This window comes from Amycolatopsis sp. WQ 127309, assembly GCF_023023025.1.
GTDB lineage: Bacteria > Actinomycetota > Actinomycetes > Mycobacteriales > Pseudonocardiaceae > Amycolatopsis.
This window is the reverse complement of record NZ_CP095481.1, coordinates 1,040,766-1,053,865: the sequence shown is the minus strand read 5'-3', so window position 1 is coordinate 1,053,865 and position 13,100 is coordinate 1,040,766. Positions and strand designations below refer to the sequence as shown.

Annotated in this window: 9 protein-coding genes; 5 read left to right on the top strand and 4 right to left on the bottom strand. The window is 71.1% G+C overall.

Annotated features, from left to right (window positions below):
* Positions 1-4 precede the first annotated feature (4 nt).
* The 3 genes from MUY22_RS04400 to MUY22_RS04390 all read left to right on the top strand — a co-directional run bounded on the left by MUY22_RS04400 (position 5) and on the right by MUY22_RS04390 (position 6,253).
* Complete coding sequence (locus MUY22_RS04400) at positions 5-2,176, top strand: 3-hydroxyacyl-CoA dehydrogenase NAD-binding domain-containing protein (RefSeq protein WP_247057315.1); 2,172 nt, start codon at positions 5-7, stop codon at positions 2,174-2,176.
* A 132-nt stretch (positions 2,177-2,308) separates the two neighbouring features.
* On the top strand, positions 2,309-4,645 hold the full coding sequence (locus tag MUY22_RS04395) for a GH92 family glycosyl hydrolase (protein WP_247057313.1): 2,337 nt from the start codon (positions 2,309-2,311) through the stop codon (positions 4,643-4,645).
* A 123-nt stretch (positions 4,646-4,768) separates the two neighbouring features.
* Complete coding sequence (locus tag MUY22_RS04390; RefSeq protein ID WP_247057311.1) at positions 4,769-6,253, top strand: DUF3558 domain-containing protein; 1,485 nt, start codon at positions 4,769-4,771, stop codon at positions 6,251-6,253.
* Position 6,254: 1 nt separating this feature from the next.
* Here MUY22_RS04390 and MUY22_RS04385 read toward each other — a convergent pair whose 3' ends face one another.
* The 4 genes from MUY22_RS04385 to MUY22_RS04370 all read right to left on the bottom strand — a co-directional run bounded on the left by MUY22_RS04385 (position 6,255) and on the right by MUY22_RS04370 (position 10,930).
* Entirely contained in the window at positions 6,255-8,360 is a 2,106-nt protein-coding gene (locus MUY22_RS04385; protein ID WP_247057309.1) for an MMPL family transporter, read from the bottom strand.
* A 113-nt stretch (positions 8,361-8,473) separates the two neighbouring features.
* Positions 8,474-9,142 (bottom strand): response regulator transcription factor, encoded by a 669-nt coding sequence (locus MUY22_RS04380; protein WP_247057307.1) that lies wholly within the window; start codon positions 9,140-9,142, stop codon positions 8,474-8,476.
* A 7-nt stretch (positions 9,143-9,149) separates the two neighbouring features.
* Complete coding sequence (locus tag MUY22_RS04375) at positions 9,150-10,208, bottom strand: sensor histidine kinase (protein WP_247057305.1); 1,059 nt, start codon at positions 10,206-10,208, stop codon at positions 9,150-9,152.
* Positions 10,209-10,228: 20 nt separating this feature from the next.
* A complete protein-coding gene (locus MUY22_RS04370) occupies positions 10,229-10,930 on the bottom strand; it encodes an MBL fold metallo-hydrolase (protein ID WP_247057303.1) in 702 nt (233 codons plus the stop codon).
* A gap of 141 nt (positions 10,931-11,071) precedes the next feature.
* Between MUY22_RS04370 and MUY22_RS04365 the strand changes: the two genes are divergently transcribed.
* Entirely contained in the window at positions 11,072-11,572 is a 501-nt protein-coding gene (locus tag MUY22_RS04365) for a DUF3761 domain-containing protein (RefSeq protein ID WP_247057301.1), read from the top strand.
* A 69-nt stretch (positions 11,573-11,641) separates the two neighbouring features.
* The gene (locus tag MUY22_RS04360) at positions 11,642-13,081 is read left to right on the top strand and encodes an MFS transporter (RefSeq protein WP_371827580.1); all 1,440 of its coding nucleotides are present in this window, start codon (positions 11,642-11,644) and stop codon (positions 13,079-13,081) included.
* Positions 13,082-13,100: the final 19 nt, after the last annotated feature.

Below are 13,100 nucleotides of genomic sequence, written 5' to 3'. Positions count from 1 at the left end.
ACTAATGGCTGAGAGCAAGACCATCCGCTGGGAGCAGGACGAGGACGGCATCGTCACGCTGACCCTCGACGACCCGAAGCAGTCGGCGAACACCATGAACGCCGACTTCCGCGAGTCGCTCGGCGTGACCGTGGACCGCCTGGAGGCCGAGAAGGACTCCATCACCGGCGTCGTCATCACCTCCGCGAAGAAGACCTTCTTCGCCGGCGGCGACCTGAACGACCTCATCCAGGCCAAGCCCGAGAACGCGGTCGAGTTCACCGAGTCGTCCGGCCTGATGAAGGGCCAGATGCGGCGGATCGAGCAGCTCGGCAAGCCGGTCGTCGCGGCGATCAACGGCGCCGCGCTCGGCGGTGGCCTGGAGATCGCGCTGGCGACGCACCACCGCATCGCGGCCGACGCCAAGGGCAGCCAGATCGGCCTGCCCGAGGTGACGCTCGGCCTGCTGCCCGGCGGCGGCGGCGTTGTGCGCACTGTCCGATTGCTGGGTATCCAGAGCGCGCTGCTGAACGTCCTGCTGCAGGGCCAGCGCCACCGTCCGCGCAAGGCGCTGGAGCTGGGCCTGGTCCACGAGGTCGTCGACACCGTCGAGGAGCTCGTCCCCGCCGCGAAGGCGTGGATCAAGGCCAACCCCGAAGGCGGCGTCCAGCCCTGGGACGTCAAGGGCTACCGGATCCCGGGCGGCACGCCGTCCAACCCGAGCTTCGCGGCGAACCTGCCCGCGTTCCCGGCGAACCTGCGCAAGCAGATCAAGGGCGCGAACATGCCGGCGCCGCGGGCGATCCTGGCCGCCGCCATCGAGGGCTCGCAGGTCGACTTCGACACCGCGATCACCATCGAGACGCGCTACTTCATCAGCCTCGCCACCGGCCAGGTCTCGAAGAACATGACGAAGGCGTTCTTCTTCGACCTGCAGACGATCAACTCCGGTGGCTCGCGGCCGGACGGCTTCGAGAAGTACACGGCCAAGAAGGTCGGCGTGCTGGGGGCCGGGATGATGGGTGCCGCGATCGCGTACGTGTCGGCGAAGGCCGGCATCGACGTCGTCCTCAAGGACGTCTCGCAGGAGGCGGCCGAGAAGGGCAAGGGCTACGCGGCCAAGATCGAGCAGAAGGCCCTTTCGCGCGGCAAGACGACGCAGGAGAAGTCGGACGCGCTGCTGGCGAAGATCACGCCGACCGCCGACCCGGCCGACTTCGCGGGCGTCGACTTCGTGATCGAGGCCGTGTTCGAGAGCGTCGAGCTCAAGCACAAGGTGTTCGGCGAGATCGAGAGCGTCGTCAACGCCGACGCGGTGCTGGGCTCCAACACCTCGACGCTGCCGATCACCACGCTCGCCGAGGGCGTGCAGCGGACCGAGGACTTCATCGGGATCCACTTCTTCTCCCCGGTGGACAAGATGCCGCTGGTCGAGATCATCTGCGGCGAGAAGACGTCGCCGGCGACGCTGGCGAAGGTCTTCGACTACACGCTGCAGATCAAGAAGACCCCGATCGTCGTCAACGACAGCCGCGGCTTCTTCACCTCGCGCGTGATCGGCACGTTCATCAACGAGGCCGTCGCCGCGCTGGGCGAGGGCGTCGAGCCGGCGTCGATCGAGCAGGCGGGTTCGCAGGCCGGTTACCCGGCGCCGCCGCTGCAGCTGATGGACGAGCTGACGCTGACCCTGCCGCGCAAGATCCGCAAGGAGACGCGCGAGGCGGTCGAGGCCGCGGGCGGCACCTGGAAGGCGCACGCGTCGGAGGGCGTCATCGACCGGATGGTCGAGGAGTTCGACCGCAAGGGCCGCTCGACGGGCGCGGGCTTCTACGAGTACGGCGAGGACGGCAAGCGCACCGGGCTGTGGCCGGGCCTGCGCGACGCGTTCAAGTCCGGCTCGGCCGAGGTTCCGTTCGAGGACCTCAAGGAGCGGATGCTGTTCGCCGAGGCGCTCGAGACGGTGAAGTGCTTCGACGAGGGCGTGCTGACGTCGATCGCGGACGCCAACATCGGCTCCATCTTCGGCATCGGCTTCCCGGCGTGGACCGGCGGTGTCATCCAGTACATCAACCAGTACGACGGTGGCCTGCAGGGCTTCGTCGACCGGTCGCGTGAGCTGGCCGCCCGGTACGGCGACCACTTCGAGCCGCCGGCTTCGCTGGTGGAGAAGGCCGCCAAGGGCGAGATCTACGAATAAGCAAGGTCCGTGAAGGCCTCCTTACCGGCTGTTAGAGCCGGTAAGGAGGCCTTCACGGCTTTTCGTAGGTGTCCGGAAGCTTGTCCACTTCGAATTCGCCGGAAAGCCATCGGAGCGGGTTAATCTCCGCCCATGCGCCGTCCCGTCACGGTGGTCCTCGCCGCCGTCCTGCTCGCCTCCAGCCTGACAACGATGTCGGCCGCCTCCGGGCTGAGTCCCGCCGACTTCGTCGATCCCCTCATCGGCTCGGCCGGGGACGGGAACACCTACCCCGGCGCCACCGCGCCCTTCGGGATGCTCGCCTGGAGCCCCACCAGCACGCGCGGGGACCAGACCAGCACCGGGGCGGCCAACGGCTACCAGTACGACACCACCCGGATCCGCGGCCTCAGCCTCACCCACGTCAACGGCGCGGGCTGCAACCCGGGCGCCGCGGGGGACGTGCCGATCCTGCCGTTCGCCGGGGACGTCACCTCGTCGCCGACCGCCGACACCACCGACGCGATCTACGCGAGCAACTTCAGCCACGCCGACGAAGCCGCGACGCCGGGGCGCTACAAGCTCGGGCTCGCGAACGGCGTCACCACCGACGTCGCCGCCACCGAACGCACCGCGATCGGCGCCCTGCAGTACCCGGCGGGCAAACCCGCGAACCTGCTCTTCCGGACGTCGAACTCGCTCAACGGCAGCGAGGACGCCGAGACGCACCTCGACCCGGCGAACCGCAAGGTCACCGGCTCCGTGCTCACCGGCGCGTTCTGCGGCCGCCGCGCGAACGGCGGCGTCAACAACCGCAAGTCCTACTACCGCCTGTACTTCACCGCGCAGTTCGACCAGCCGTTCGCCGGCACCGGGACGTGGAAGGACGCGACGCTGCAGCCGGGCGGCCTCGACCAGACCGGCGGCGAGGGGTACGCGACCGGCAGCGACCGCGCCGGCCGGGGCTCCGGCGGGTACGTCACCTTCGCGCCCGGCAGCAAGGTCACCATGCGGATCGCGATCTCGTACGTCTCGCTCGACGGCGCGGAGCGCAACCTGCGGGCCGAGCAGCCCATCAAGTCCACTGTGGACAGCGTGGCGGCCGGAACGAAACGCGCGTGGAACACCGAGCTGAACCGCGTGGCCGTCGGCGGCGGCACGGCCAACCAGCAGGTCACCTTCTACACCGCGCTCTACCACGGCCTGCAGCAGCCGAACCTCGTGAGCGACGTCGACGGCCAGTACCTGGGGATGGACCAGAAGCCTCACCGCGTCGCCCGGGGGCAGGACGCGCAGTACTCCAACTTCTCCGGCTGGGACCAGTACCGCGCGCAGGTGCAGCTCCTGGCCCTGCTCGAACCCCGTGTCGCCGGGAACTTCGCGCAGTCGCTCTACAACTACGCGCAGCAGAACGACGGCGTCTGGGACCGCTGGGTGCACGTCAACGGTGCGACGCACGTGATGACCGGCGATCCGACGGCGGCGACGCTCGCGACGTTCTACGCGATGGGCGTCCGCAACTTCGACTACCGCGGCGCGTTCGATTCGCTGTACAAGCAGGCGACCGTGCCGCGGCCGGAAGGCCTGCAGGACGGTGGCTGCCCCGGCCAGTGCGTCGGCCAGCGCCCGAACCTCGCGCAGTACCTGACCTCGCACTACGCGCCCAACGACGTCTGCCACTGCTGGGGCGGTGCCGCGGAGACGCTCGAAGACGCGGTCGCGGACTACGCAATCGGACATTTCGCAGAGCTGCTCGGTCGCACTCGCGAAGCCGCGGAGCTGCACGCCCGGGGTGCGTACTGGCGGAACGTCTTCAACCCGGCCACCGGCTACATGCAGGCCCGCAACGTCGATGGCAGCTGGGTGACGCCGTTCGACCCGGCGAGCGACCGCGGTTTCGCCCAGGGCAGCGCGGCGGCCTACACGTGGATGGTCCCGCAGGACGTCTCCGGCCTCGCCGACGCGATGGGCGGCAAGGCGACCGCCGTCACCCGCCTCGACGGCTTCTTCCACGACGCGAACGGGAACTGGCTGCTCAAGGGCGGCGGCCCGCTCAAGTACGACCCGACGAACGAGCCCGACATCCACGCGCCCTGGTTGTACAACGAACTCGGCCGGCCGTGGAAGACGCAGGAGACCGTCCGGCAGCTGGTGAACTCGGTGTACACGACCGGGCCGGCGGGCCTGCCCGGCAACGACGACCTCGGCACGATGTCCGCCTGGTACGTCTTCGCCGCGCTCGGCATCTACCCGCGCACGCCCGGCTCGGGCGAGCTGCTGCTGTCGAGCCCGCTGTTCCCGAGCGCGGTGATCCGGCCGGCGGCCGGGGCCCCGATCCGGATCACGACGTCGGGCAGCGGCAAGTACGTCGCGGACGTCCGCCGCGGTGGCCGGCCGCAGCGGGACTGGAAGCTCGACGCGTCCTTCCTGCGTACGGGCGGTGCCCTGGACTTCAGCCTGTCCGAGACGCCGACGACGTGGGGGAGCTGACCGTCACCCGATCGGGCTGAATGCATCCAGCTCTCGTGCCGTGGCCGGTACTGTCTCGATTTTCCTGCCACGGCAAGAAGGAGTTCCGGAGAGGTGAAAGAACCCGTTCATCGAACGATCTTCGTGGTCGACGTGCAAGGCTACGGCGCCGAGAAGCGGACGACGCCCGATCTCCTCGCCATGAAAGCGGGTCTGCACCGGGCTTTGAAGGTGGCGTTCCGCGAATCCGGCGTGCGCTGGCGCAAACTGCGGTGCGAGGGGACCGGCGACGGCTTCTTCCTCCTCGCGCCCGCGTCGGTGCCCAAGTCGGTTTTCGTGGAGCGCGTTCCGCACGTCCTGGCGGAGCGGATCCAGCGGTACAACGCCGGTCAGCGGGAGCAGGCGCGGATGCGGATCCGGGCGGCGCTGCACGCCGGCGAGGTCGTCCACGACGCCCGCGGGGCGACCTCGCCGGCGATCACCAAGGCGTTCCGCCTGCTCGACGCGGCCGAGCTGAAGGCGGCGCTGGCCGGATCCGAAGGCGAACTCGCGCTCATCACGTCCGATTGGTTCTACGCCGAAGTCGTCCGGCACAGCACGGAAGCCGAGACCTACCGGTCGTGCCGGGTGCAGGTGAAGGAGACCTCGGAGGCCGCCTGGTTCGCGCTGCCGCGGGCGTCGTACCCGCCGAGGCCGGCGCGGACTCCGGTGTGGTTGTGGGGCTCGGTGGCCGGCGCGGCCTCGGCGCTCGTCGTCGCCGGTGCGGTGTTCTCTCCCGCGCGTCCGGCGGCCGCGCCCGGTGAGTCGATCATGGGCGCGCCGCGCACCGCGGACCCCTGCGCGGTGACCTTTCCCGACGCTCTCGGCGGCTACGGCGTGGTCGAGCAATCGGACGACTTCGGGAACTTCAACCGCTGCGACGCTCTCGTGTACCCGTCCGGGGACCGCGCGGACTACGTCGACGTCAGCGTCGAACTCGCCACCGGGACGCGAGAACCCATGCCGGTCCAGTGGGACGGCGGGTTCGGTGTCCAGCGGCCGCCCGCCGAACCGGGACACTGCACCCGGATCCTGCTGCTGCCGGACGCCGGGACTCAGGTGGTTGTCGGCGCGGACGGTGACCCGGCGGCGAAGCACGACTTCTGCGGGATGGCCGAGGCGGTCGCCGCCCGCGCCCGGACGGCTTTGGGGCGCGGCCAGATCCCGCGGCGCCAGCTCCCCGCGGGCTCCTTGGCGAGCAAGGACGCCTGCGCGTTGCTGGACACCGCGGCGACGACCGAGGCACTCGGGGCCGGCCCGGTGGAGCGGATTCCCGGGTTCGCGAACTGGGCGTGCGACTGGAGCTACCCCGACCGGCCCGGGCTGGTGAAGGTCCTGTTCGACCGGACCGCCGCCGAGATCCGGCAACCGGGGACGCCGGTGCAGCTGGGCCGCTACTCCGCCCGGGTGCAGGCGCGGGAGCGCGGCGACACCAGCTGCACCGTGACCATCGTCTACCGCACCTACGTCGACGCCAAGCACCAGCAGACGAACGAGCTGGTGGTCGACGTCGACAAGAGCGACGCGCGACCGGAAGACCTGTGCGCCCCCGCCCGGAGCTTGGCCGCCGCGGTGGCGACGCGGCTCTGAGTCACGGTTCCAGCGCGACGTGCGGGAGCCGCCGGTCCAGCCCGCGCGGCAGCCACCAGGCCCGCGCGCCGAGCAAGCGCATGATCGCCGGGACGAGCAGGCAGCGGATCAGCAGCGCGTCCAGCAGCACCGCCACCGCCAGGCCGAGCCCGAACTGCGCCAGCATCCGGGACGGGTCGAGCAGGAACGCGCCGAACACCAGCACCATGATCGCGCCGGCGGCGGTGATCACGCCGCCGGTCGCGGCGAGCCCTTCGCGCACCGCGAGGCGCGCGTCGCCGGTGCGCCGCCACTCCTCGTGCATCCGCGACACCAGGAACACCTCGTAGTCCATCGACAGCCCGAAGACGATTGCGAAGATCATCACCGGCACGAACGCCTCGATCGGGCCGGACTGCGCGCCGAACCAGCCGTCGCCGAAGACCAGCGTCATGACGCCGAGCGAGGCGCCGATGCTCAGCAGGTTCAGCAGCGCCGCCTTCAGCGGGATCAGGATCGAGCGGAACACGACCATCAGCAGCAACGCCGAGAGCCCGACGACGACCAGCACGAACAGCGGCAGCCGGTCGGCGACGGCGTCGGCGAAGTCCGTCGCGGCCGCGACCGAACCGCCGACCAGGTAGTGGCCCGGCAGAGACGGCAAGACCTCGGTCCGGAGGCGCGTCACCAGTTCGGCGGTCGCTTCGTCCTGGGGAGACGTCGTCGGGAACGCGAGCACGGTCAGGCCCGTCGGCGGCAGCGCGCGGGCGATCCCGGGGGTCGACGCGAGCCGCTGCTGCAGCGCGACGGGGTCGCCGTCTTCGGTGACGACGGCGAGCGGTCCGCTGAAGCCCGGCCCGAACCCTTCGGCCATCAGGTCGTACGCCTCGCGCGTCGTCGATCCGGCGGGGTCCGTGCCCGAGTCGGCGAAGCCGAGCCGCATGCCCGCGGCCGGGATGGCCAGCCCGAGGAGCACGATCAGGCCGATCGCCAGCGGGGCCAGCGGCCGCCGCTGGACGCCGTCGGCGAGCCGCCGCCAGGCGTTGCCGTGCTCGCGCGGTGTCACCTGGGGCTTCGCTCCAGGCCCGGCCCCCTTCGAGCGTTTCACGGCGTGCTTGTGGATGCCGCGTTCGAGCCGCTCGCCGAACAGCGACAGCAGCGCGGGCAGCAGCGTCACCGACGCGAGCATCGTCATGAGGACGGTGAGCGCGACGGCCAGCGCGACGCCCCGCAGCCCGCCGAGTCCGAGAGCGAGCAGGCCGAGCAACGCGATGATCACCGTCGTTCCGGCGAACAGCACCGACCGCCCGGCGGTGTCGAGCGCGCGCCGTGCCGCTGTGTCGCGGTCGTGGCCGGCGAGGATCTCAGCGCGGTAGCGGGAGAAGATGAGCAGCGAGTAGTCGACGCCCACGCCGAACCCGACCAGCATCATCAGCGGCGCCGTGTAGCTCGCGATGCCGACGTAGTGCGAGAGGATCGTGATCGCGCCGAGCGTGCTTCCGACCGCGAACACCGCGGTGATGACCGGCAGCCCCGCGGCGAGCAGCGAGCGGAACAGGAACACGAGCACGACCAGCGCGGCGAGCAGGCCGACGCCCTCCGCCGGGCCGCCGCCTTCGGAGACCCGCTTGATCGGGTCACCGGCGAGCGCCACCTGGACGCCGTCGGCTGCCTTCGCGGTGTCGACGACCTTGACGATGTCGTCGTAGGGGAGGTCGGCCGACGCGGCGTCGAACGCGACGGTCGCGTAGCCGATCCGGCCGTCCCGCGAGAGCGTCGCCGGGCTGTCGAACGGGCCGGTCACCGACCGCACGTGCGGCTGCAATCGGACATTTATCAGAGCGTTGTCAACCGCTGCACGCCTGGCGGCGAGCCCGCTGTCGGACTTGAAGACGATCTGCGCGTCCGCCCCGGGCTGCGTGGTCGTCTTCAGGAGGTCGACGACCTGCTGCGACTCGGTGCCCGGCAGCGAGTTGTCGTCGTGGAAGGCGCTCCCGGTGAGCCGGGAGGTGAACGTGACGGCGAGGAGGACCAGGGCCCAGAGTGCGACGGCGAGCCACCGGTGGCGTTGCGCCCAGCCGGCCAGGCGCGCCAGCCGGCCGCCGGTGGTGCGGGTGATGGTGTCCATGGTGGACAAGAATCGCGAGTGCGGGCCTGCTGCGCGTCGCGCTCCGGAGGGCACTTCGCGTGCACCCAGCGGTGTCCCTTAAGGCCTTTCCCGTACTCCCGCGGGAGTACGGCTCAGGGGGTGAGCCAGCGCGGCGTCACCGCGCCGGACTCGTAGGCGAGGACGACGAGCTGGGCGCGGTCGTGCGCGCCGGTCTTGGTCATGATGCGGCTGACGTGCGTTTTCGCCGTCGCCGGGCTGAGGGTGAGTTCGCGCGCGATGTCGTCGTTCGACATGCCCGCGGCGACCAGGGAGAGCACTTCGCGTTCGCGGTCGGTGAGCCGGTCGAGCGCCGGTGACGGCGTCGGCCGGGTGACGCGCGCGGCGAACTCGGAGATCAGCCGCCGCGTGACGGACGGCGCCAGCAGCGCGTCCCCGCGGGCGACCACGCGCACCGCGTGGATCAGTTCGGCGGGCTCGGTGTCCTTGACCAGGAACCCGCTCGCTCCCGCGCGAAGGGCGCCGTAGACGTCTTCGTCGAGGTCGAAAGTGGTGAGGATGACGACCTTGGTGCCGGTCATCCCCGGGTCGGCCAGCAGGTGCCGGGTGGCGGCCAGGCCGTCTAGTACCGGCATCCGGATGTCCATCAGGACGACGTCCGGGCGGTGGTCGTGCGCGGCCTGCAGAGCTTCGCGTCCGTCGGCGGCTTCGGCGACGACGTCGATGTCGTTCTCGCCGTCCAAAATGGACCGGAAGCCGGCGCGGACGAGCCGCTGGTCGTCGACGAGCAGGACCCGGATCATCGGCCCATCATCGCACCGGAAGCCGGGCGCGCACGCGGTAGCCGCCACCTTCACGGGGCGCGGCGGTCACGTCGCCGCCGAGTGCCCGCGCGCGCTCGGTCATGCCGCGGATGCCGTTGCCCGCCGGGGCGGTGCCGCCGCGCCCGTCGTCGTCGACCTGCACGGACAGCTCGGTTTCGCCGTAGCCCAGCCGGACGACGACGGTCTTCGCGGCGGCGTGCTTCGCGACGTTCGTCAGAGCTTCCTGGACGACGCGGAACGCGGCGTGCTCGACGTCCGGCGGCAGGTCCCGGGCGACGCCGTCGATCTCGGTGCGCACGGTCAGCCCGGACGCGCCGGCCGATTCGGCCAGCTCCGCGACGCGGGAAAGCGCGGGCCCGTTGCTCTGGCGCAGCATGCCGAGGGTCGCGCGCAGCTCCTGCAACGCCGTCTTGCTCGCGTCCTTGATCGCCGCGAGCGCTTCTTCGGCCTGCTCCGGATCACGGCGGTGCAGCGCGGCCCCGGCCTGGACGTTGATCAGCGCGAGGTGGTGACCCAGCGCGTCGTGCAGCTCGCGCGCGATCCGGAGGCGCTCGTCGGTCCGCGCTTCGGCCGCTTTGGTGCGCTCGGCCGCGGCGCGGAAGTGCGCGACCGCGCCGCCCGCGACCAGTGCGACGAACCAGCCCGTCATCAGGAAGAACGCGAAGTTGTCGACGTGCCGCCCGGACCGTGAGCTGATCTCGCCGACCACGACGCCGGCCATCGCCGCGACGACCAGCAGCGCGGCGCCGCGGATCCGCCCGGCCGCGGCGGCCGTGTAGAGCGTGTAGGCGAAGGCCAGCAGCACCAGCCCGTCCGGATCGGTGAGCGGGTAGTAGAGCGCGCAGCAGACCAGCGCGAACCCGGCGACGCCCAGCGGGTACCGGCGGCGCAGGAACAGCGCGGCGCAGCCGGCGATGGTCAGCACCCAGCCGAGCACGACGTGGTTCCCGGGCTCCGCGGTGTCGCTCAGGACGGCGAACAGCGAGCCCGCGAGCACGGCGACGGTGACCGCGAGTTCGGTGACGTACCGCCGTAACCAGGACATCCGGCGAGTCTAGGGCGGATTCAGGCCAGCCCGTCGAGAGCGGCGCGCAAGCGTTTGCCGGCGTGCTCGGTGAACGGATCCATGTGGCCGAAGCACGCGATGTCGACGTCCAGCGCGGCCAGCCTGCGGAACGACTCCAGCAGGCGCGGGCGATCCGTGTTGAACACGCCGGGGATGGCGACGCCGTCCATCTGCGAGACCGAGTCGCCGGTGAACAGGACGCCGTGCGCCGGGAGGTGGATCGCGATGCTGCCGTCGGTGTGCCCGGGGATCGCGAGGACCTTCGCGCCGCCGCCGAAGCCGAGTTCGTCGCCGTCGGCCAGTTCGCGGTCGACGGCGCAGGGCGGCCCGGTGAGCCCCTTGGTCTCGGCGCCGGTCTGCTCGTACAGCGGACGCTCCCAGTCGAGCAGCACCGGCGGGGTGGCGGGCTGCTCGCCGCGCACCGCCGGCGCGTCCGCCCGGTGCGCGAGCACCTCGACCCCGCCCGCGGCGCGGAGATCGGCGGCCGCGCCGGTGTGGTCGGAGTGGTAGTGGGTCAGCACGATCCGGCGCAGCTCACCGGGATCGCGGCCCGCGGAGCGGATCGCGGCGGTGATACCGGGCGCCCAGCCGGCGAGGCCGGTGTCGATCAGCGTCAGGCCGTCGTCGTCCTGCCAGAGGTAGGCCTGGACGAAGGCGTCCCGGATCAGGTGCAGCCGCGGGGTGATCTCGACGAGCTCCATGCCGAGAGATTAGGGGCGAGCGCGGGCGAGCGGGGCGGGATTTGCTCACAGCGTAATGGACTTCGCGTGCGATTTTCGCTGTAACAAACGGTTTCCGGGCACCGACTAGGCGGCATTGATTCGCTTGGCTGAGGAGTGGTAGTGGGTAAGAAGCTCGGGTTGGTCCTGGCGGCGGGACTGCTGGTCGCGGGTTGCGGCGCGGGTCCGCAGCAGTACAAGGACACCGGCAACGTCGGGGTGATCGCGCCGACGACATCGAGCTATTCGACGCCGACGTATTCCGTTCCGGTCACGACCGAGGCGCCGGCCACCTCCGCATTGCCGACGACGTCCGAAGTGCCGGTCGCCACGACGGTTCCGGCCGCGCCGAACACCGTCGCCCCCAAGGCCGTCGCGCCGAAAGCCGTCGCTCCGAAGACGACCGCGGCGAAGGCCCAGGCGCCGAAGACCACGGCCAAGCCCGCGCCGCAACCTGCCGCGTGCGGTGCCGACTACTACCGGAACGTCGACGGCAACTGCGTGCACCGGCCCGGCAGCAGCCCCGCAGGCGCGACCGCTCTCTGCAAGGACGGCACCTACAGCTACAGCCAGAACCACTCCGGGACCTGCTCGGGGCACGGTGGAGTGCGCACCTGGCTGTGAGATGTGCGGCATCGAGCACGAATGGATCGGAATCCCCCAGCACGTAGGTACAGTGCATGAAGTTGCATGATGCGTACTAACTACACATCTGGGGGTGTGGTGTCCCGTCCCGAAGGGTCCGGCCGCGCGATCGTCGTCGTCCTCGCTTCGTGCGGGCTGGTGGCGTCGTTCATGCAGACCCTGGTCGTGCCGCTGATCCCGGTGTTCCCGAAGCTGCTGCACGCGTCGGCCGCCGACGCGTCGTGGGTGGTCACGGTGACGCTGCTCGCCGCGGCGGTGATCACGCCGGTCAGCGGCCGGCTCGGGGACCTCTACGGCAAGCGGCGGATGATCCTCATCAGCCTCGCCGTGCTCGTCGCCGGTTCCGTCGTGTCCGCGACGACCAGCGCGCTCGCGTTCCAGATCCTCGGCCGCGGGCTCCAGGGCTGCGCGATGGGCGTGATCCCGCTCGGCATCAGCATCATGCGTGACGAGCTCCCGCCCGAACGCGTCGGCGGCGCGATCTCCTTGATGAGCGCGACGCTCGGGGTGGGCGGCGCGATCGGGCTGCCGGTCGCGGCGCTCGTCGCCGAGAACGCCGACTGGCACGTGCTGTTCTGGACGGCCGCCGGGCTCGGCCTGGCCTGCGCGCTGCTGATCCTCACCGTGGTGCCGGAGTCGTCGCTGCGCACGCCCGCGCCGTTCGACTACTTCGGCGCGCTCGGCCTGGCCGCCGGCCTGCTCTGCCTGCTGTTGCCCGTGGTGAAGGGCGGTACGTGGGGCTGGACCAGCGCGCCGACGCTCGGCCTGGCCGCGCTGGCCGTCGTCATCCTGGTCGGCTGGGGCGCCTACCAGCTGCGCCGTCGCGACCCGCTGGTCGACCTGCGCGTCTCCTCCCGCCGTCCGGTGCTGTTCACGAACCTGGCGTCGATCATGGTCGGCTTCGCGTTGTACGCCATGGCGTTGTCGTTCCCGCAGCTGCTGCAGGCGCCGTCGTCGACCGGCTACGGGCTCGGTCAGACCATGGTCGAATCCGGGCTCACGCTCGCGCCGAACGGCCTGGTGATGATGCTGCTCTCGCCGGTGTCGGCGCGGCTCATCACCCGGTTCGGCCCGCGGCCGACGCTGATGAGCGGCGCGCTGGTGATCGCCGTCGGCTACGCGTTCGCGATCGTGCTGATGGACAACGCGCTCGAGCTCATCACGGCCTCGGTGATCATCGGCGCCGGCGTGGGGATCGCCTACGCGGCGATGCCCGCGCTGATCATGGGCTCGGTGCCGGTCACCGAAACGGCGTCCGCGAACGGCCTGAACGCCCTGATGCGCTCGGTCGGCACGGCGGTCTCGAGCGCGGTGATGGCCGCGATGCTGGCCCAGCTGACGATCAGCGTCGGCGGCCTGGCGGTGCCGTCGCTGGGCGGCTTCCGCGCGACGTTCGCGGTGGCCGCGTGCGCCGCACTGGCGGGCGTCGCGCTGGCGGCTTTGGTTCCGAAGACGAAGGTGGCGCCGGTCCTGGTCGGCGTCGCGTAGCCGCGGGTCCGGGTGGCGA

What these genes read in the sequence shown, in the direction of transcription:
- MUY22_RS04375 (WP_247057305.1), bottom strand. Translation starts at nt 10,208, where the DNA reads ATGTCCTGGTTACGGCGGTACGTCACCGAACTCGCGGTCACCGTCGCC.
- MUY22_RS04395 (WP_247057313.1), top strand. Translation starts at nt 2,309, where the DNA reads ATGCGCCGTCCCGTCACGGTGGTCCTCGCCGCCGTCCTGCTCGCCTCC.
- MUY22_RS04380 (WP_247057307.1), bottom strand. Translation starts at nt 9,142, where the DNA reads ATGATCCGGGTCCTGCTCGTCGACGACCAGCGGCTCGTCCGCGCCGGC.
- MUY22_RS04370 (WP_247057303.1), bottom strand. Translation starts at nt 10,930, where the DNA reads ATGGAGCTCGTCGAGATCACCCCGCGGCTGCACCTGATCCGGGACGCC.
- MUY22_RS04400 (WP_247057315.1), top strand. Translation starts at nt 5, where the DNA reads ATGGCTGAGAGCAAGACCATCCGCTGGGAGCAGGACGAGGACGGCATC.
- MUY22_RS04360 (WP_371827580.1), top strand. Translation starts at nt 11,642, where the DNA reads ATGCGTACTAACTACACATCTGGGGGTGTGGTGTCCCGTCCCGAAGGG.
- MUY22_RS04385 (WP_247057309.1), bottom strand. Translation starts at nt 8,360, where the DNA reads ATGGACACCATCACCCGCACCACCGGCGGCCGGCTGGCGCGCCTGGCC.